This is a genomic window from Pseudomonas imrae (assembly GCF_046352735.2).
GTDB lineage: Bacteria > Pseudomonadota > Gammaproteobacteria > Pseudomonadales > Pseudomonadaceae > Aquipseudomonas > Aquipseudomonas imrae.
Genome location: NZ_CP110853.2, coordinates 2,728,094 through 2,747,938, shown reverse-complemented (window position 1 = coordinate 2,747,938; position 19,845 = coordinate 2,728,094). Strand labels below are relative to the sequence as shown.

At 57.4% G+C, this 19,845-nt stretch carries 13 protein-coding genes; 3 read left to right on the top strand and 10 right to left on the bottom strand.

Annotated features, from left to right (window positions below; translation table 11 throughout):
- Positions 1-240 precede the first annotated feature (240 nt).
- The gene (gene ilvA / locus OQ460_RS12130; RefSeq protein ID WP_410017736.1) at positions 241-1,383 is read left to right on the top strand and encodes a threonine ammonia-lyase, biosynthetic; all 1,143 of its coding nucleotides are present in this window, start codon (positions 241-243) and stop codon (positions 1,381-1,383) included.
- A 24-nt stretch (positions 1,384-1,407) separates the two neighbouring features.
- Positions 1,408-2,091, top strand: coding sequence for an aquaporin Z (gene aqpZ / locus OQ460_RS12125; protein WP_410017735.1), 684 nt, complete (start codon positions 1,408-1,410; stop codon positions 2,089-2,091).
- Positions 2,092-2,110: 19 nt separating this feature from the next.
- Here aqpZ and OQ460_RS12120 read toward each other — a convergent pair whose 3' ends face one another.
- The 10 genes from OQ460_RS12120 to OQ460_RS12075 all read right to left on the bottom strand — a co-directional run bounded on the left by OQ460_RS12120 (position 2,111) and on the right by OQ460_RS12075 (position 18,957).
- Positions 2,111-3,049: a carbohydrate kinase family protein gene (locus OQ460_RS12120; RefSeq protein ID WP_410017734.1), complete on the bottom strand. Its 939-nt coding sequence runs from the start codon at positions 3,047-3,049 to the stop codon at positions 2,111-2,113.
- A gap of 2 nt (positions 3,050-3,051) precedes the next feature.
- Complete coding sequence (xylB, locus tag OQ460_RS12115) at positions 3,052-4,542, bottom strand: xylulokinase (protein ID WP_410017733.1); 1,491 nt, start codon at positions 4,540-4,542, stop codon at positions 3,052-3,054.
- Positions 4,543-4,683: 141 nt separating this feature from the next.
- Complete coding sequence (locus tag OQ460_RS12110) at positions 4,684-6,165, bottom strand: mannitol dehydrogenase family protein (protein ID WP_410017732.1); 1,482 nt, start codon at positions 6,163-6,165, stop codon at positions 4,684-4,686.
- An 18-nt stretch (positions 6,166-6,183) separates the two neighbouring features.
- The gene (locus tag OQ460_RS12105; protein WP_410017731.1) at positions 6,184-7,287 is read right to left on the bottom strand and encodes an ABC transporter ATP-binding protein; all 1,104 of its coding nucleotides are present in this window, start codon (positions 7,285-7,287) and stop codon (positions 6,184-6,186) included.
- A 36-nt stretch (positions 7,288-7,323) separates the two neighbouring features.
- Positions 7,324-8,154, bottom strand: a complete 831-nt coding sequence (locus OQ460_RS12100) for a carbohydrate ABC transporter permease (protein ID WP_410017730.1) — start codon at positions 8,152-8,154, stop codon at positions 7,324-7,326.
- Positions 8,155-8,164: 10 nt separating this feature from the next.
- Positions 8,165-9,091 (bottom strand): carbohydrate ABC transporter permease, encoded by a 927-nt coding sequence (locus OQ460_RS12095; RefSeq protein ID WP_410017729.1) that lies wholly within the window; start codon positions 9,089-9,091, stop codon positions 8,165-8,167.
- A 100-nt stretch (positions 9,092-9,191) separates the two neighbouring features.
- On the bottom strand, positions 9,192-10,502 hold the full coding sequence (locus OQ460_RS12090; RefSeq protein ID WP_410017728.1) for an ABC transporter substrate-binding protein: 1,311 nt from the start codon (positions 10,500-10,502) through the stop codon (positions 9,192-9,194).
- A 220-nt stretch (positions 10,503-10,722) separates the two neighbouring features.
- Complete coding sequence (locus tag OQ460_RS12085) at positions 10,723-11,628, bottom strand: AraC family transcriptional regulator (RefSeq protein WP_410021985.1); 906 nt, start codon at positions 11,626-11,628, stop codon at positions 10,723-10,725.
- Positions 11,629-11,700: 72 nt separating this feature from the next.
- A complete protein-coding gene (locus OQ460_RS12080) occupies positions 11,701-12,990 on the bottom strand; it encodes a glycosyltransferase (RefSeq protein WP_410017727.1) in 1,290 nt (429 codons plus the stop codon).
- A gap of 156 nt (positions 12,991-13,146) precedes the next feature.
- Entirely contained in the window at positions 13,147-18,957 is a 5,811-nt protein-coding gene (locus tag OQ460_RS12075) for a dermonecrotic toxin domain-containing protein (RefSeq protein ID WP_410017726.1), read from the bottom strand.
- Between the two features lie 241 nt (positions 18,958-19,198).
- Here OQ460_RS12075 and tpx point away from each other — a divergent pair, with 241 nt between their 5' ends.
- Positions 19,199-19,699 (top strand): thiol peroxidase, encoded by a 501-nt coding sequence (tpx, locus tag OQ460_RS12070; protein ID WP_410017725.1) that lies wholly within the window; start codon positions 19,199-19,201, stop codon positions 19,697-19,699.
- Positions 19,700-19,845 lie beyond the last annotated feature (146 nt).

Sequence of the window (19,845 nt, the reverse complement as noted above, 5' to 3'; positions counted from 1 at the left end):
GCGATCGTAAAGACTTTCATGCTGAGTAAAGAGCCCTGAGTCGTACGGGTTTGCCATTGACTTGCCCCACACCGCCGGTTAGTTTTGCGTCATGACATTTCAAACCTATCGTTCCCAGCCAAGCATTATTACCGCCATTCCTCATTTGGCGGGATAGCACTTGGCTGTACCCAAGACCCGCCCTCGAGGCGGGTTTTGTTTTTCCGTCTCCCAGGCTCGGCACCACCCCAGGAGACACCCATGAGTACCCCGCACCGCCACGCTGCCGATCAGGACCTGCTCGAACGCTACGTCAAAATGATTCTTGCCGCGCCAGTCTATGACTTGGCGGTGCGCACTCCGTTACAAGCTGCGCCGGCACTGTCGGCATTGCTGGGCAACCAGCTCCTGCTAAAGCGCGAAGATTTGCAGCCGACCTTTTCCTTCAAGGTCCGCGGTGCCTACAACCGGCTGGTGCAGCTTGACGACGCGCAACGGCTAAGGGGCGTAATCACCGCTTCGGCGGGTAACCATGCCCAAGGCGTGGCGCTGGCAGCGCGTGAGCTGGGGATCAAGGCGACGATTGTCATGCCCAGTACGACACCGGAGTTGAAAGTACAAGGTGTACGCTCCCGAGGCGCCGATGCGGTGCTGCACGGCGCCAGCTTTCCCTTTGCGTTGGCCCACGCGCTGCAGTTGGCAGAGCAGTCGGGCAGCACCTTTGTTTCGCCGTTCGACGACCCGTATGTGATCGCCGGGCAAGGTACGGTGGCCATGGAGGTGTTACGTCAGCAACAGGGGACGCTGGACGCTATCTTTGTGCCGGTCGGCGGTGGCGGCTTGATCGCCGGCATTGCGGCCTACGTCAAGTATCTGCGTCCTGAGGTGCGCATCATCGGGGTAGAACCCGAAGGTTCCAGTTGTCTGCGGGCAGCCATGCAAGCTGGCGAGCGGGTTGTACTGCCCAGTGTCGACAGCTTCGCCGATGGTACAGCTGTCGCACAGATCGGCGCCTACGGTTTCGAGGTCTGCCGCCAGTATGTGGACGAGGTGATTACGGTCAGCAACGATGAGCTGTGCAGTGCAATCAAATTGATCTACGACGATACGCGCTCCATCACCGAGCCTTCAGGAGCCCTGGCGGTTGCGGGAGTTCGCGCCTATGTGGCGCGCACCCAGGTCCAGGGGCAAACGCTGGTCGCGATCAATTCAGGGGCCAATATCAACTTTGACAGTTTGCGTCATGTGGCCGAACGCGTGGCAGCGCAGGTGCCTGGGGCCGGCCATCCGACGGTTCTCGGTAACTGCGACCCTCAACCAAACCAAACTGCTTCCTACCAATCGGAAAAATCCTATACGAATGGCCACTCCCGGTTGTTAACGTCGCCGCCAGATTTGGCCTGACGGCGGACGTACCGGGAGTGGACCTTGCAACAAAAGATAGCGGCAGAATTTCTTGGGACCTTCTGGCTCACCTTCGGTGGCTGTGGCAGTGCAATCCTGACGGCGGTACTTGCTGGGCTCGGTGTTGGTTATACCGGCATAGCCCTGGCATTTGGCCTGGCGGTATTGACCATGTCCTACGCGGTGGGCGCTATCAGTGGTGCGCATTTCAACCCGGCCGTGACCATTGGTTTGTGGGTCGGCCGACGGCTGCCGGGGGCTGATGTGTTGCCTTACATCATTGCCCAGGTGGCCGGCGCGATGGTCGCTGCGGCGGTGCTGGCCTTGATCGCCAGTGGCCGGCCGGGCTTTGAAATGGGCACCTTCGCCGCCAATGGTTATGGCGAGCTGAGCCCAGGGCAGTACAGCATGCTGGCGGCGCTGGTGGTCGAGACGGTAGCGACGTTCTTTTTCGTGTTCATCATCATGCGTGTGACCGCTCCGGGTGCGGCGGCAGGCTTTGCGCCGATTGCCATCGGCCTGACACTGACCTTGATCCACCTGGTGGCGATTCCCGTCACCAACGCTTCGGTCAACCCCGCGCGTAGTACGGGGACGGCGCTGTTTTCCGGTAGCGCATACTTGGCGCAACTCTGGTTGTTCTGGCTGGCACCGCTGTTGGGCGCCGTGGCCGGGGCAATCGTGGCAAACGCCGTCAGGGCGCGATAACCCTGACGGCGTGGGCAGGTCAATCCAGTTGAGCACGATAAGGAAGATCCGGCCCGGTCTTGCTACAGGTCAAGGCTGCGGCACGAACCGCAAACTTGAGCAGGTCGTCGACCTGCTCCTTGTCAAGGCGCTGCAAACCCTCGACCGAGTCCAGTTGGTGTTCAGTTAGCCAGGCAATCAGTGCCGCCTGGAAGGTATCGCCGGCGCCGACGGTATCGGCCATTACCGCCTTGACTGCCGGTACTGACCAACTGCCATGCTGGTGGCTGAAGACTGTCGCACCATCGGCGCCACGGGTCAGGAATATCAACTGGCAACGGTGCTGCAGCCAGCCCTCGAGGACGTTTTCCGGCGCTTGCCCGGGGTAGAGCAGGTGCAGGTCTTCATCGCTGACCTTGATCAGGTCGGCGTGCTGTACCAGTTCGCCGACGCGCTGGCGCCATAATCCGATGTCCGGCTGCGGGTTCAGGCGCACGTTGGGGTCCAGGCTGATCAGGCGCTTGCCACTTTCCCGGCGGATCAGCGCCAGGAGCGTATCGGCAACCGGCTGCACCACCAGGGAGAACGAGCCAAAGTGCAGGCCGCGCACGTCATCGTCCAGTGTCGGCAGGTGTTCGAGCTGTAATTGTCTGTCTGCACAACCTTCGCCGCGAAAGCTGTATTGCGGTGAGCCGTTGGCGCCGACTGCGACCATCGCCAGCGTGGTGGGCGCCGCGAACTCGTGCAGATAACTTCCCTGCACGCCTTCAAACTTGAGCACCTGGCGCAGGCGCTGCCCCAGGTAGTCGCTGGACAGCCCGGTAAACAGCGCAGTCTCGATCCCCAGGCGGCGCAAGCCCACGGCGACGTTAAACGGCGAGCCGCCGGCTATGGCCTTGAAATTGACTCTCGATGCCTGCCCACCTGCATCGTCTTCACTGAAAATATCAAACAGCGCTTCGCCACACACCAGATACATAGTTATTCACTCTTAAGGGTTGCCACGTGCTGTTGATAGCGCTCATAGGCGTGTTGATAGGCGCTGACGCTGGTTGCCGACGGGCGCGTCAAGCTGCCTGCGTCGAGACTGACGCAGCGTGTGCACAGCGCCTGCAGGCTTTCTCCGGACTGACACCAGGCTGCCTGTATCGCCGCACCCAGGGCCGCCGCTTCGCTTTGCTCGGTACAGATCACCTCGGTGTTCATGATGTCCGCCACCATCTGGCGCCACACCAGGCTTTTCGAGCCACCGCCGATCAGCCGGATACTGTGGCTCTGCAAGCCGGTCTGGCGCAACAGGTCCAGGCCATAGCGCAAACCGAACGTCGTGCCCTCGACCACCGCACGACACAGGTTGGCGCGGGTCAGGTTGTTCATGGTCAGGCCATGCAGGCTGCCGGTGGCATGGGGCAGGGCGGGCACCCGCTCACCGTTGAGGAACGGCAGCATGCTCACCCCTTCAGCACCAATCGGTGCGTCGTTGACCTGGGCGTTGAACGCAGCCAGGTCCAGCTCGAACAAGTCGCGAATCACGCCGGTGGCATTGGTCAGGTTCATGGTGCAGATCAACGGCAGCCAGCCACCGCTCGAGGAGCAGAACGTTGCTACCGATGCTTGCGTGCTGATATTTGGTTGGTCGGCGAAAGCGTAGATGGTGCCCGACGACCCCAGGCTCATGGTGATCACTCCAGGGGTGATGTTGCCGGTGCCAATGGCCCCCATCATATTGTCGCCCCCTCCGCTGGAAACGATCGCATCGGGGTTGATCCCCAGGCGTTCGGCAATTGCTGGCAGCACCTTGCCCACCGCCTGGTCAGCCTCGATCAGTTGTGGCAGCGCCGCTTCCAGGCGCCCGCTGGCATCGATATGACGCAGCAATGGCAAGTCCCATTCACGGGTGCGCACATTGAAATAACCGGTGCCTGACGCGTCACCGTACTCGGCGCAAGCGCGCCCGGTCAGCCAATAATTGAGGTAGTCGTGGGGCAGGAGGATATGGGCAATGCGTGCAAAAACATCGGGGTGTTGCTCCAGGGTCCATAACAGCTTGGACACGGTGTAGCCCGGCGCAATGGCCACGCCCAGGCGCTCCACGGAGCCTTGCTCGCCGCCGAGATAGTGCAGCAGACGCAGGTTTTCAGCGCTGGTTTCGGTGTCGCACCAAAGCTTGGCGGGGCGCAAGACCTGGCCTTTTTCATCGAGCAACACCAGGCCGTGTTGTTGGCCTGAAACACCGATGGCGAGAATGTCCTGGCCGTCGACACCGGCTTGCTGCAGGGCGCGGTGTGTGGCTTCGGTAAACGCATCGAGCCATTCGTTGGTGTCTTGTTCGCGACGGCCATTGGCGCCGCTGAGCAGGCGATGGCTGGCGGCACCGAGGCCCAGGACTTTTCCGGTCAAGGTGTCGAGGACGATCGCCTTGGTGCCTTGGGTGCCGCAGTCGATGCCGAGGTAGAGGTTTTGCTGGGTCATGATGAGTTTGCTCAGCGTTGAAATCGATCCCTCTCCCCAAAGGGGCGAGAGGGCTGATTGGGGGATGTTGGTGGTTCACATTGACCTGAAAGAACACCGTGGAATCCATAATCGATGCGGTCTTTCAGGTCGCAATGTTTATCAGCACACCGTGGTTAATACCCGCTCCAATGTCTTGCTGACACCCTGATCGCGCAAGCTGGCATAGCAGCGCTCGAACGCTGCCACAAATCCGGGCGAGTTGGGAATAGCCGTACCGAAAATCTCTTCCACTCCCAACAAGCGCTGGCTGATCAACGCGTCATCGGCCACCAGCCCCTGACAAAACTCACCTCGCGGATCCGGGATCCGGTAGCTCACGCCATTTTCATCCACACCCTTGAGGTACAACGCCCAGGCCGCCACCACCAGCGCTGCCCGCTGGGTCTCGCGGCCGTCGGCAATCAAGCGGTTGATGGTCGGTACAGTGAATTTGGGAAACTTGGAGGAGCCATCGGAACAGACGCGCTCCAATTGGTCGGCAATTGCCTGGTTGGAGAAACGGTCCACCAGCGTCTGCTTGTAGTCCGTGAGGTCGATGCCGGGCACTGGCGCCAGGTTCGGCGTTACGTCCAGGTCCATATAGGCGCGCATGTACCTCACGAACAGGGGGTCGTTCATGGTCTCGTGGACAAACCGATAACCCTTGAGAAATCCCAGGTAGGTGAGGGCCAGGTGGCTGCCGTTGAGCAGGCCGATTTTCATCTCCTCGTAAGGCGATACGTCATCGGTGAATTGCACGCCGACCTTTTCCCAGGCGGGCCGCCCATTGACGAACTTGTCTTCCAGAACCCACTGCACAAAAGGCTCGCAGACCACCGGCCAGGCATCGTCAATGCCGTGTTCGTCATGCAGTTGCAGGCGATGGTCGATGCTGGTCATGGGAGTAATGCGATCGACCATTGCATTGGGAAAACTGACATTGGCCTTGATCCAGTCATGCAAGTCGGCGTCATACAACGCGGCAAATGCCAGCAAGGCCTTGCGGGTGACGGCACCGTTATGCGGCAGGTTATCGCAGGACATAACGGTGAACGCGGGTGTACCGGCGGCGCGGCGGCGAGTCAGGGCAGCACAGATAAAACCGAATACGGTTTTCGGTGCGCCAGGATGAGCGAGGTCATATTGAATCTGCGGCAGATGAGCCATGAATTCGCCGGTACTGTCGTCGATACAGTAGCCACCTTCGGTGATGGTCAGCGAGACGATGCGAATGTCCGGGCTGGCCAGTTTTTCGATCAGCGCCTGGGCGCCGTCTTCGGCCAATAGCATGGCGCTGATGGAGCCGATCACTCGAACTTCGGTGCCCTGGTTGTCACCCAGTTCGTACAAGGTAAACAGATAGTCCTGACCCGCGAGGTCGTCACGCGCCCTGCGGTCTTCAGCTCGCAGGCCAACACCGCAGATGCTCCAGTCCAGGTCCACGCCGGTGTTCATCAAGGCATCGGTGTAATACGCCTGGTGGGCGCGATGGAAACCGCCGACGCCGATATGCGCGATGCCCTGGCGCGTCTGGCCGGGCGCATAGCGTGGCAGTTGTACTTCTGGTGCCAGTTGCGTGAGATTTTGCTTGTTGAGTTTCATCGGACAGTTCTCGCGAAATCAGGCAGCAGCGCGCAGTGGACGGGCCACGGCGACGCCATCGGTATCGAACAGATGGCAATGCGCAGGGTTCAGGTGCAGGTTCAGGGTTTCGCCGTACTGACTGGCCATATCGCCACGAATGCGCATGGTCAGGGGCTCGCCGCTTGCGGTGACGACATGGCAAAAGGTGTCGCTGCCCAGTCGCTCGCCGACGTCGGCGGTAACGGTCAACGTGGTGTCGCCTGGAGCGGCGATTTCCAGGTGCTCCGGGCGAATGCCCAAAGTCACCGCGCTGCCCACGCTCAGGGTGGAACCGCTGAAGGGCAGGTTGATCAGGGTGCCGGCATCCAACTGCACTTCGCAGCCCTGGGGTTCAATCCGTGTGACTGCGCCCTTGAGAAAGCCCATTTTCGGCGTACCGAGAAAACCTGCGACAAACAGATTGGCTGGCTGGTGGTACAGCTCCAGGGGCGAGCCGACTTGTTCGATACGGCCACTGTTGAGCACCACCACCTTGTCGGCCAGGGTCATTGCTTCTACCTGGTCGTGGGTCACGTAGATCATGGTCGCTTGCAGCTCTTTGTGCAGGCGGGCCAGTTCCAGGCGCATCTGTACCCGCAGTGCCGCATCCAGGTTGGACAGCGGTTCGTCGAACAGGAAAATTTTCGGATTGCGCACAATGGCGCGGCCAATGGCCACACGCTGGCGCTGGCCGCCGGACAGCTGCTTGGGCTTGCGCTCCAGCAGCGGGCCGAGCTCCAGGATACGTGCCGCTTCACTGACTTTGCGCTCGACCACTTGCTTGTCGACGCCCGCCAGGTCGAGGGCAAACGACATGTTCTTGCGTACGCTCATGTGCGGGTACAAGGCGTAGGTCTGGAACACCATCGCCAGGTCGCGCTTGGCTGGCGTCACTTCGGTGATGTCGCGACCATCGAGTTCGATGGTGCCTTCAGTGACTTCTTCCAGGCCGGCGATCAGGCGCAGCAGGGTGGACTTGCCACAACCGGAAGGGCCGACGAAAACCACGAATTCCTTGTCGAGCACCTCAAGGTCAATGCCTTTGATGATGGAAAAGCCCTCGAAGCCTTTTTGCAGATTCTTGATTTTCAGGTTGGCCATGATGGGCCTCCACATTGAATTTTTTATAAGGCGGCGTTATTTCACTGCGCCGAAGGACAATCCGCGCACCAGCTGTTTCTGGCTGATCCAGCCGAAAATCAGAATCGGTGCGCAAGCCAGGGTCGACACAGCGGACAACTTGGCCCAGAACAAGCCTTCAGGGCTGGAGTAAGAGGCAATCAGCGCCGTCAGCGGCGCGGCGTTGGAGGAGGTCAGGTTCAGCGACCAGAAGGCTTCGTTCCAGCACAGGATCAGCGACAGCAATACGGTGGAGGCCAGGCCACCCTTGGCGATAGGCAACAGCACCCGGACCATTTCCTGCCATAAGGTGGCACCGTCCAGGCGTGCAGCCTCGAGGATGTCCTTGGGGATGTCCTTGAAGTAGGTGTAAATCATCCAGACCACGATCGGCAGGTTGATCAGGGTGTAGATAATGATCAGCGCGACCCGCGTATCCAGCAGGCCCATGCTCTTGGCGAGCAAGTAGATCGGCATCAGCACGCCCACCGGTGGCAACATCTTGGTCGATAGCATCCACAGCAGCGTGCCTTTGGTGCGCTGGGTTTCATAAAACGCCATGGAATAGGCCGCCGGTACCGCAATCAGCAGGCACAAGGCTGTGGCGCTGAAGGAAATCACCACCGAGTTCCAGGCGAAGCTGAAATAGTTGCTGCGTTCGTTGATGTGCAGGTAATTCTCCAGCGTCGGCGTGAAGATGAACTGCGGTGGCGTGGCGAATGCGTCGATTTCGGTCTTGAAGCTGGTGAGCACCATCCAGAAGATCGGGAAAAAGATCACGATCGCGATGGCCCAGGCCAGGGTGCCGAGCAGCAGGCTTTGCAGGCGGCGGGATTGTTGAAGGGTCATGGTGCGGGCCTCAAGGCTTGTCTGTCAGGTTTTTGCCGAGCATCCGCACGAGGATGATCGCCGCAATATTGGCAATGACCACGGCTATCAAACCGCCTGCCGAGGCCATGCCCACATCGAATTGCACCAGCGCCTGGTTGTAGATCAGGTAGGCGAGGTTGGTCGAGGCGTAGCCGGGGCCACCGTTGGTGGTGGTGAAGATTTCGGCGAACACCGAGAGCAGGAAGATGGTTTCGATCATCACCACCACCGCAATAGGACGGGCCAGATGCGGCAAGGTCAGGTGCCAGAAGATCGCGATGGGACCGGCACCGTCCAGGCGGGCGGCTTCTTTCTGTTCCTGGTCCAGGGACTGCATGGCCGTCATCAGGATCAGGATCGCGAAGGGTAGCCACTGCCAGGACACAATGATGATGATCGACAAGAGCGGGTAATGCGCCAGCCAGTCCACCGGTTGGGCGCCAAACAACTTCCATACGGCGGCCAGCACCCCGGAAACCGGATGGAAAATCAGGTTCTTCCAGATCAGCGCACCGACGGTGGGCATGATGAAGAACGGCGAAATCAACAGCACTCGCACCAGTCCGCGACCGAAGAATTCGCTGGCCTCAAGCAAGGCACTGATCAATACCCCCAGCACCACGCTGATCAACAGCACGCTGCCCACCAGCAGCAAGGTATTGGTCGCGCCCGGCAGGAACCCCGAGTCAGTGATGAAGTAATGGAAGTTTTCCAGGCCGACGAACTGGTTTTCGCCAGGGTAAAGCAGGTTGTAGCGGATCAGTGAAAAGTACAGGGTCATGCTCAGGGGCACGATCATCCACAGCAGCAACAAGGCTACCGAGGGGCTGACGAGGAACCAGCCGGGGTTGGCCAGACGGCTTTTGCCTGGCTTGTCCGGCACGACGGTTTGCACTTGGGCAGTGTTGGTATTCATAGGATCAGAACCAGTCAGGTACATGCAGAACGAGAGTCGGAGCGCGGTCAGTGTGGGAGGGAGCAAGCCCCCTCCCACATTTGACTATGGTGGGGTTGGGTTACTTGGGGTAGCCGGCCCGCTTCATTTCCCGCTCGGTGGTGGTCTGCGCGGCGGTGAGTGCTGCATCCACCGTCTGCTGGCCCGTCAACGCACCGGCGAAGAACTTGCCCACTTGGGTACCAATGGCCTGGAACTCAGGAATGGTCACCAACTGAATGCCGATATACGGCACCGGCTTGAGGGTCGGTTTGCTTGGGTCGGCGACCTTCAGCGATTCCAGGGTCACTTTGGCAAACGGCGCAGCCTTCATGTACTCCTCACTGTAGGTCGAGGTACGGGTACCTGGCGGTACGTTGGCAATCCCGTCGGTCTTGGCCACCAGTGCGCTGTACTCTTTGGAGGTAGCCCAGGCGCTGAATACCCTGGCGGCATCCTTGGACTTGGAACTGGCAGGGATCGCCAGGGACCAGGAGTACATCCAGGAGGTGCCTTTGTCAGTTTTTTCCTGCGGGGCGAAGGTGAAGCCGACATGTTCGGCAACCTTGCTCTGGGTCTTGTCGGTGACAAACGAGCCGGCGACGCTGGCATCGACCCAGATCGCGCACTTGCCGCTGTTGAACAGTGCCAGGTTTTCGTTGAACCCGTTGCTCGAGGCACCCGGCGGACCGGACTTTTTCATATTGTCGACGTAGAAGTTCAGCGCTTCTTTCCATTCGGGCCCGTTGAATTCGGGTTGCCATTTTTCATCGAACCAGCGCGCACCATAGCCGTTGGCCAAGGTGGTGATCAGCGCCATGTTCTCGCCCCAGCCAGCCTTGCCCCGCAGGCACAGGCCATACTGCTCCCTGGTCTTGTCGGTGAGTTTTTCAGCGAATTGGCCGATCTGCGTCCAGGTTGGGTGTTCGGGCATTGTCAGCCCAGCGCCCTTGAACAGATCGGTACGGTAATAGGTGATGGAGCTTTCGGCATAGAACGGCAGGGCATACAGCGTGCCTTTGACGGAAAGTCCGTCACGCACCGAGAGAAAAACGTCGTCCAGATCGTAGGATGCCGGCAAGTCTTTCATCGGCTCCAGCCAACCCTTGGCTCCCCAGAGTGCGGCTTCGTACATGCCGATGGTCAACACGTCGAACTGTCCGCCCTGGGTGGCGATGTCGGTAGTCAGGCGCTGGCGCAGGACGTTTTCTTCGAGTACTACCCAGTTCAACTTGATTTGCGGATGCTCGGCTTCGAAGGTTTCCGAAAGCTTTTGCATGCGAATCATGTCGCTGTTGTTGACGGTGGCAATGGTCAACGTTTGCGCGCCAAGGCTGACAGCGCTGAGGGTCATGCAGGTGCCGGCAAGCAGTGCTTTTGCTGTGAAGTTCATCGCGCACTCCGTTTCTGCGCCCGAAGGCGGCAGAAGGACAGTTATTGTTGTTGTGTCTTCCCTGGCAACTGGAAGAGTGTGCGTTGATTACAGCGTTCTAACGACGCGGTGACAAATCCTTGGGAACACTTGCGCTGATACTTTTTTGCACTGATTGGAGACCTGGCTGATTCGATCTGGTTGTGCGCTTGACATCGATGGGTAGCAAGCTCGCCCGGGTTCAGGCCAGGTTCTGCTCGGTCAGGCGTTGTACCGCCAGTCGACGGTAATGGGAGGGCGTCATGCCTTTGAGTTGCTGGAAGCGGCGGTTGAAGTTGGAAATGTTGTTGAAGCCGGACTCAAAGCACACGTCAGTGACCGCCTTGTTGCCATCGGCCAGTAATTCGCAGGATTTACTGATGCGCAGCCGATTGACGAACTCGATAAAGGTACGGCCGGTTGCCTGTTTGAATACCCGGGAAAAGTAGGTGGGCTTCATGCCCAGGTAGTCTGCTACCTCTTCCAGCGACAGTTCGCGGGCGTAGTGGGCGAAGATGTAATCCACCGCGCGGTTGGTACGGTCGATACTGTGTTCGTCCGCTACCTGCGGTGTGGTTGCGCCGGACAGCAACTGGTAGTCCTCGCAGGCAACCAGCACTTCCAGCAGGATCAGGAAATGCCCAAGCCGCGCCACGCCCCTGGCGTCCTCGATGCGTTGCATCAACGTCATTGCCTGGGCAATGGTGTGCTTGCAACGGAACTCGATACCGTACTTGGCCCGTTCCAGCAACGGCGTCAGGGCCTTGAGTTCACTGAATACCGGGATGGCGCTGTCAAACAACTCGTCGGTGAAATTCACCAGCATGTCGCGCTTGGGCACCACTTCATCCTCAGCCACCTGGCTGATCCAGTTGTGGGGCAGGTTGGGGCCAGTGAGAAAAAGGCTTTCGGGGTAGAAGTTGCCGATGTAATCGCCGATAAACACCTTGCCGGAGCTGGCGACGATCAAGTGCAGCTCGTATTCCTTGTGGAAATGCCAGCGCACCAGCGGGCAGGGGAAACCGTGCTGGCGATAGATGATGGACAGGCCGTTGTGGTCGTCCATCAGTTCGTAGGAAGGGTCGGTGATTCTCGCTGCTCGGGTCATGCTGCCGTCGCTTTTATTGTGGTTGCGCAAGCCATAATGCCTCCTTGCGTATTGCCTCGCCAACGCCTGAATTCAAAGCGCGCGGTTTTTCGCCTCGATCCACTGCGCCATATACTGGGTGCTTTTGTGTAAATGGTGACGCAGCATGCTGCCGGTGAAATTGGTGCGTCGGTGTTGGCTCAGTTCGCGACGGCATTGCTCCAGGCGTTGTACCAACTGAGCTCCATGGAGCGCAGGTGCATAGCGCTCGGCAAGTAGCTGGCGTCCGTTTTCCTGGGCCTGGGTCCAGGCTTGTGGGTCTTGATACAACGCCACAGCGGCATCGGCCAGGGCACTGGCGCTTTCGGCGATCAGCCCGGGCCAGGGCTGAGTGTCTGCCATACCTTCGGCCCCAATGGGTGTGGTGATATTCGGGGTTCCACAGAGCATGGCATCGGCCAGCTTGCCCTTGATTCCGGCGCCGAAGCGCAGCGGGGCCAGACATATGCGCGCCGCCGACATCACTTGCAAGGCATCCTCGGCCCAGTTCATCACATGGAAGCCCTGGGCGGGGTTATGCAGCGCCGTGGCCTTGGGCGGCGTATACGCGCCATAGATATGCAATCGGGCGCCGGGCAAGCGCTGGCGAATCAACGGCCAGACGCTGTTTTTCATCCATAACACGGCGTCCCAATTGGGCGCGTGACGAAAATTGCCGATGCTCAAGAAATGTGCGCGCTCCTCATACGGCGTAAACGCCGCGGTGGGCGCCTCGACCAGTAACGGAAACCAGTGGAGCAGGGCGGCCGGCACCTTGAAGTGTTCGGTCAGTAGCTGGATCTCGACATTGGAGATCATCAGGCTGATATCGCAACGGTAGATCGCCGCGATCTCGCGTTTGGCCAGGTCGGTCCCGGCCATCAACTGGAACTCTTCATGCAGTGCCGGGGTAAAGAGCGCCTGGAAATCATCGCAGTCGGGCTGGTTTTTCAAGTGTTCCTTGAGACGTTGCTGGCGCGCGTCCCGCAGGCTTTGCAAATCGGAGGTTTCCAGCACACGCAAGGCGTGTGGGCATTGTTGCTCCACGCGCCAGCCAAACTGTTCCTCCATCATGAAACGATCAAACAGCACGATATCCGGGGCCAACTCACGAATAAAGTCGTCAAAGCTGCTGCTATTGAGCTCAATAGTGCGTTCGTGAATGCCCAGGGCCGCTAAATCAGCCTTGTGCTCCCCGGTGGTCGCCGGGCTGCTGAAGGTAATGTCCCAGCCCTGGCGCAGAAAACAATCGAGAATCTGCATCATGTGCCCGCCCGCTGCCGAGGAGCGAGGTTCTGGCCAAACGTAACCGATGACCAGGATTTTGGTGGCGGGCTGACTCATCGAAAAGCGTTCCTTTAGTAAAGCTGGATAAGAAACCGCAATTTAACCACAGCAACCCATTCTCCCGGGTTGCCGACTTCGGTAAAAGAAACAGCAAGCTGGAGATGAGTCGGGACTCGTCAATACCCAACTCAGCTCCTGCCGTTGGCAGAGTGGTCAGTCTCGGACGAAGTCCATCACCCCCCTGATCATCTGCGCGTTGAAAACGCCCTTGCCAGAACCATCGATCAATTTGAAGGTGCCGTCGGCGTTGATATCCACGCCGACCGAGCTGGCTATCTCGACGTCCACACCGGGCTTGCTCAGGAGATCAAGGAGTGGTTTTTTACCGGCGTACTCTTGCCCCAGGACGACGGCCATACCCACTGTGCTGTCAGAGTTGACCCCCGCGACGAATATTATTTTCCCACCTGCATCCAAAGAGTCGCTCAATTGCTTCACGACCTGATTAGCGTCTTGATCCATCAAGCCGCCATCCAGGTTACTGCCTGTCAAATGCATCAAGGTGCGCTTTTCATAGATGCCGTCTTTCAAATCTGTCAGTACGGCCAGGGCGGAGCAGTCGGTCAGACTGCGTGTTGACAGTATCGAGCGCTCATCTTCAACCGTGTGGGAATACCCCATGAAAACTTCCACTTTCTGCGGTGGGGCTGTGACTGGCGTCTTCTCGAAGACTTTCCATTCGTGATCATGTGGGCGACGTATGTTTGGGTATTTTTCCAGAAACCAGTATCGGTCATTGGTGACTTTAAACTGTGAAACTGTACCGACCGGTGCCTTGACCGGCATCTTCAGGTGGTTTGATAGTTCTTGGGCGAACCCCGTTTGAGCGGACTTGCAACTGAGCAGCCTGACGCTGGTGGCGCCGGTTTTCTTCAGCAGTGGGGCGATCAGTTTGGCGAGTGATTCAGGCGTTTGGAATTGTGCACCGGCCAAGTCGCTTTTAAACGTCACGCCACCTTTGTCGCCATGCCCGACGATGTTCAGTCGCGTCTCTGTACCGTTCTTCGGTCCATCCAGGAAATACTCGAACTGAGAGTCGGCAGAAGCAGTAAATGCGACACTGTCAGCAATTTTCTCGGCATCGGACAGTCTTTTGAACGCTTGAAGTTCGGCCAGGCTGTACAGCTCTTTGGTGGTGTGGCGCACTGGCGTTTGAGAAAGCGGCTCATTTTTGGCAGGGCCGAAGCGCACAGGTCGGTAGTCGACTTTTATTTCTGTATAAACCGGGTGCTCGATACTTCCGATATTCACCTCAATCGGGGTGCCCTGTTGCTTGAAAACGTTGGCGAGAATGGGTTTTTTCGCCAAGTTGTTATCAAGCTCGACTTGCGCAAGCCGCTTTATATCCTCTTGGGAAAGGTGGGGGAATTTGGCTCTTTGGGTTTCCAATGACTTCTGGTAGACATCGGAAAGGGGCTCACCATTGGTGAACTCGGTAATGACTTGTCCTTCGAAACCTTTGACCGGTACCCCGGTGATCGAGTGCAACGTCGAGGCAAATGATTGCGAACCTCCGTGGCCGGAGTAGCAGAATAAGGCCCGGATATTTGCATAGTCCCGGATATCGACACCGCGGGCGAGGAGCTCGTTATAGATGTCTTCCGCAGAGTAACTCTCGCCACTCTCTCCTAGAATCCTTGAGGGTTGATCTGGCAAAGGTTCAACGGCATGGCCAAGGATATTGATACGCCTGGAGCCGTTGTAAAGGTCGACAAAGGTCTGAACATCGCCATCGATGGGGGTGACGCTTTCGATAGGCCCTCCCAGCCTAACCCGGTAGTTGGAAGGTGGGGCAGGTACAGGCTGGAGCGATAAAAGTCGACTCTCGGTCAGTTGGCCGGATGAACCAGTGCGGGGAGACGTCGTGGGTGAACGAGACTGAAAATGAGCCAGCACATTGGCGAAATTAAGTAACAGGTCTGCAGCGCCGGCTTCCTTCTTTCTCTTGTCATCGCCGCTCAATGTCTCAAGGTCATTCAAAATAACTTCAAGCTGCAGCGCCGTCCCAATAGCCGCGCCCGGACCGCGCATCACTGGTAGCACCGTGTTGAGCAGCAGATAACCGCCCTTTTTGAGGGAGGCCGAACGACTTTCTTCGTTGGACGTCGATTGTTCATCGGCCAGCGTCAAGAGGCTGTGTACATGGGACTCGTACAGGTGATCGGTCAACTGACCATCTTGCAGTTTCTGCTGCAGCATATCGGCAACCTTGAAATCATTGGTGGCCAACGGGTTTGCCGCAGCAGGGCTGGTGAAAATGCGACCGGTGTTGAAGCCGAAAATGATCAGGTTCGGGTGGAGAAAACCGTTGCCTGTGTAAATTGCGCGCGTTGTCTCGTCGGGAAACCAGGCCAAAATGTCTTGCTGTAATTTGCCCGGTTTCTGGATCGCCTCCAGCAATGCTTTGCGTGAGGAGAATTGCATCAACGGGGCATCGGAAATCATTGGGCGATAAAGAACGTGGGGCCCCTTGCTCAAATCCATGGGTTCGATCAGGTACATATCATCAACCACGTCGATCTTGCCCTCTGCCCTCCTGTCGAATGCCAAGGGCCTGATCGCAATTTCGTACCCATCAACCGTCTTTGCTCCGGGTTGAGGACTCATTATTTCCCTTACAAACTTGAACCCGGTCGAGTCCAGGCCATGCTCCCCTTTGGCTGCCATTTCAAGGGCCTTGATTTGTAAATCAATCGGTAGCTCTTGGGTAAACAACGACATTCTTTGAGCTTTAGTCGAGGGGGTGTCGAGCATTTCCCGTTTCAACAGTTCGCCGTAGCTTTTGCCAATATCAAGGTCCTGAACAATTTTCTTGAGGACACCTTCTTTTTCAAGTTTGGTTATCCGAACATTGCCCGGCTTATAAAAGACTTCAATCTGACCATCGGGCAGGCCTGAAACGTTTTGTAGAAGTACGTCGGTCAAGCTCATGGTTTTGCGTTCGATAAAACCGTTACTTAAAGTTCCCACCGGAACTTTGAAGACAACCTCCAGATCCTCGGCTGTATATAACCTGGGCGAAGGTAACGTGGCATTGAACTGTTCCAAGGCAAAGGAGCGGATATCCTTGATGCCACTGTTATATAGGCGACCATTATTGCGCTGTATATAACTGGCTACTTGTAATGTGAGGTCGCGCAGAACAAAGCGCTCGGCATCCCCCGCGGCTTCCATCCAGTCGGGCAATTTTTCCTCGGATTGGACGGTACCTTCCGCGGCTATAGCTGAGGAACTGAAAGACAGCATCTTGCCTAAATGCTGATTGATGATAATGCCAGCCTGCGCTGCAAATATATTGCCGGTCAGTGGCTTGTCGAATTGCAGGTTGGCTGCCGCCAATTCGTCCAAAGAGTCATAAGGGATGATTTTTCCGTTGGGTTCCAACAACAAGAAAGTTTCTGGCTTGCCTTCTCCAAGGCAATGAATCAGCAGGTTTGGCGTGGCTACTGGGTTTGTCCCTGTTTTCACCGAGTATACGTCGAGTCGCCCTGTATCCATGAGGTCTAGACGTGTAGAGGCTTCGGGATACCTCACCACCATGTCTACGGCTTCACGTTGTCTATCATCAAGCCCCGGCTGCTTTAATCCCGCAAGTTGCAGGTTTTCTCGCAAAAGATCGCCAAGCAAAGCCTTGCGGCTGCCGGTGTAGACACCACTGGCAGTATGCGCTTGGCCTGTCTGGTCTGAGGCCGGCTCCCCAAAGGCCGGTTGCTCCCAATACTTGCTCACCGCAACGGCGTAGTAATCATTGAGTAGTACCGGAAGTTCGAGCATTGCCAGCCTGATGGCCCCCATTGCTATATCAAGAGGTGCATCTGATGTGGGTTGGGTGGCGGTTGGAAGGCGAGGCTGGGTGTCGAAAAGTCTATTTTCATTGGTAAACTGAATGGATTGGTCGCCAGCAATACAAGACAAAGCAACTTGCATCAACGGGGTGCGTTTGTATTGCCCAGGATTATCCGGGTCAGGCTGGCCAAAGCTCAGATGGTTGCTGTCCAGGTTCAAGGTGCCGCCTGATCCCGACTCGATGGCAGCGTTCAAGCGATCCGTTATCAACGTATGCAAGTTTGGTTCATCAGCAAACAGACTCCTTACAATTTTGGTGGCGGGATCGACAGTTGGTTTTAACGCCGGTACTGCGGGGGCGATGGCCACGTTGGGGTCAACCGCAGTGGTAACGGTGACACGTGGTTTTGCAAAGCCTGGGTTTTCAAGGCGTTCGATGAGGGTGCGGCGTTTTTCCTGGAATGCACGGGAGCGCTCATCCGAGGGGGGATTACTCTTTCTCGCCGCGGCGAATCCCTCACTTATTAAACTCGAACATTGCTCCAGCGTTCCTTTTAGCCCCTCTGTTTTTGGAGGCTGTGCATAAAAATTCAAGATAGAGTTGACGTCATATAACGCACGCCCCTTCCAACGATCCCCTAAAGGATTGCGGACCGCTATTGTCGATCCGGCGGCGAGGCTTTTCGCCAAACTCACTATCTCGTGGGATACAGCTGACCAGCCAGACGCGTCGGTAGTTTTAAATACCCTCTTGGCGATATCGCCATTGGCGTCATGCGCGTCGCATAACAGGTCGCCGGTTTGCGGTGCGATGCTGATGCTCTCGAAAACAATGTTTTTCTCATTCACGAAGTCTAGAAAAGCGGGCGCGGTGAGGGCTCTATCAAGATCCTTGAGCACCAGTCCCATGGTCGACTCTTTTGACGGCAACTGAGCTAACCCTGATACCCCGAAGCGGCTACGCATTTCAGGCGCATGTTTGCTTCCCAGGATCAGGCTGGACATTTTTGCCTCTCTGCGATCGGCTTCGTCAATTCGGCTCGCCCATGTTTGGTTGCGCTGCGCCGGCAAAAGCCCCTCGGGCTCATTGGCGAGCATGTACGCAGTGCTTTCGATCGCGTCCTGTTGCCGCAACTGGATACGTTCGTACTCTGGCCTGAACGGAAACTCTTTTTTCCAATACCCAGTATGCAGGGCGGGAAAAGAATTAATAAGTTGCAGACAACCGATGAAGTAGAGGGTGTCGGCCTTTGTGTTGTTGTAGCTTGCGCTATAGAAATCGCCGATCAGCTCGTAACGGGTAGCGTGTTCTCCTGCATAAGCAATAAAGTTACTCTTTGGGGCCAAGTCTCGTGCGGCAGCCAGCACACCCGCAGATGCTTGCTCCCACCCAGGCGAATGGCTTCCGAACGTCGCGAGCTCACCACCGATTCTGCACTGCAGCGTATTTGTGGATAAGTCCAGGTTGAATACAGAGGTATCGATATTATGTGTCCGGGCATAGCTCGCGAAAGGCTCTTGCTTGAGGGCCAGAGTCAAGCGCCCCCATGCCTGCCCGAAAGTAGAGTAGGGGGGAATGTCGGAAACAATCCGGGCTGCTGGCGTGTCAGTTGCGCCTGGTTCGAGTGAAATCACCCGTTTCATCAGGGTGGCGGCGAATAATTTCGCCAAGTCTTCATCGCCCTGCTTGATCAGCTTTTCTGCATTTTTCTGCGCGTGGGCCGGGATGACAGGGGTCTCCATTGCGATGACATGCGGCACGTGGCGTCGGGCTCGCACCCGATTGGTCGATGTCGTCGCAGATTGATGGCTGTTGGATTCTGCCAGCAATTCGCCAATCAGCTCTGTATAGGTCTTTTGCGCATCTTTGGGACTGGGCTTATTCAACAGCTGGCGCACCTGCTCGTGCAGCCCGGTGTCGTCAACAGGGCGGGCGCAACGCCGAACGTGCTGTTGGATCTGTTCGGCCAGGCTGGGTTGGCCCGTTGTGGACGCCAGCCGTAGCAGGTATTCAACCTGGTTCAGGGCATCTGCCTGGTGACCCGATGCATAGCCCTCCAGGCCAGCGAAAAGTGATACCACGCGGGATGCTACTTGGTTGGAGTGCTCTGCCGCTGCACCGGTAGACCTAGCCGTGAGCGATAGGTGAGGTGTAGCTGCAGGTCCGGCAAGTCTCATGAAATTTCCTTCGAGCGTTGACTGACATAGTCGCCTTAGGCCAGAGGGCGAGTCCGAAGGGGTGGTGGGATTTTGGCGCTGGGCAGTTCCGGCTTGATGTAAAACAGGATGTGTGAGGCGGTTTTTTCACTGCATCGCCGTCCATGAGATTTTGCGCTCGGTTATAGGTGCTCACGCCACTTTGTGGTTAACTTCGGCCTCTCGAATTCGTTTAATCAAACCCAGCATAAGGATTCCGTTAATGGCTCAAGTCACTCTCCGTGGTAACCCAGTCCAGGTTGAAGGCCAATTGCCGCAGATCGGTACCCTGGCAGCAGACTTTTCCCTGACCGCCGGCGATCTGTCGGACGCATCCCTGGCCTCCTTCGCCGGCAAGCGCAAAGTGCTGAACATCTTCCCAAGCGTTGACACCCCGACATGCGCCACTTCGGTTCGCAAGTTCAACGCCCAGGCCAACGACCTGAGCAACACCGTGGTGTTGTGCATCTCCACTGACCTGCCATTCGCCCAGGCGCGTTTCTGCGGCGCCGAAGGTCTGGAAAACGTGAAGAACCTGTCGGACTTTCGTGACCCAGGGTTCGCTGTTGACTATGGTGTGGCCATTGCTGACGGTCCACTCAAGGGCCTGACTGCCCGCGCAGTAGTGGTACTGGACGAAAAAGACAAAGTGCTGCACAGCGAACTGGTCAGTGAAATCGGCCAAGAGCCAAACTACGACGCAGCCCTGGCGGTTTTGAAGTAATTACCCAGGCTCATAAGTGAACGCCGAACCCTTGTAGGCGCGAGCAAGCTCTCTCCTACATCTGGCAGTAACACGAATGATGCATGATTGCGGCCTGGACTAGTCCAGGCCGTTTTTATTTACGGTTCAGCGGCTTAGCCCGGAAG

Coding starts and splice junctions, on each gene's coding strand:
- OQ460_RS12120 (WP_410017734.1), bottom strand. CDS start 3,049: ATGTATCTGGTGTGTGGCGAAGCGCTGTTTGATATTTTCAGTGAAGAC.
- OQ460_RS12080 (WP_410017727.1), bottom strand. CDS start 12,990: ATGAGTCAGCCCGCCACCAAAATCCTGGTCATCGGTTACGTTTGGCCA.
- ilvA (WP_410017736.1), top strand. CDS start 241: ATGAGTACCCCGCACCGCCACGCTGCCGATCAGGACCTGCTCGAACGC.
- OQ460_RS12075 (WP_410017726.1), bottom strand. CDS start 18,957: ATGAGACTTGCCGGACCTGCAGCTACACCTCACCTATCGCTCACGGCT.
- tpx (WP_410017725.1), top strand. CDS start 19,199: ATGGCTCAAGTCACTCTCCGTGGTAACCCAGTCCAGGTTGAAGGCCAA.
- OQ460_RS12085 (WP_410021985.1), bottom strand. CDS start 11,628: ATGACCCGAGCAGCGAGAATCACCGACCCTTCCTACGAACTGATGGAC.
- xylB (WP_410017733.1), bottom strand. CDS start 4,542: ATGACCCAGCAAAACCTCTACCTCGGCATCGACTGCGGCACCCAAGGC.
- OQ460_RS12110 (WP_410017732.1), bottom strand. CDS start 6,165: ATGAAACTCAACAAGCAAAATCTCACGCAACTGGCACCAGAAGTACAA.
- OQ460_RS12100 (WP_410017730.1), bottom strand. CDS start 8,154: ATGACCCTTCAACAATCCCGCCGCCTGCAAAGCCTGCTGCTCGGCACC.
- OQ460_RS12090 (WP_410017728.1), bottom strand. CDS start 10,502: ATGAACTTCACAGCAAAAGCACTGCTTGCCGGCACCTGCATGACCCTC.
- OQ460_RS12105 (WP_410017731.1), bottom strand. CDS start 7,287: ATGGCCAACCTGAAAATCAAGAATCTGCAAAAAGGCTTCGAGGGCTTT.
- OQ460_RS12095 (WP_410017729.1), bottom strand. CDS start 9,091: ATGAATACCAACACTGCCCAAGTGCAAACCGTCGTGCCGGACAAGCCA.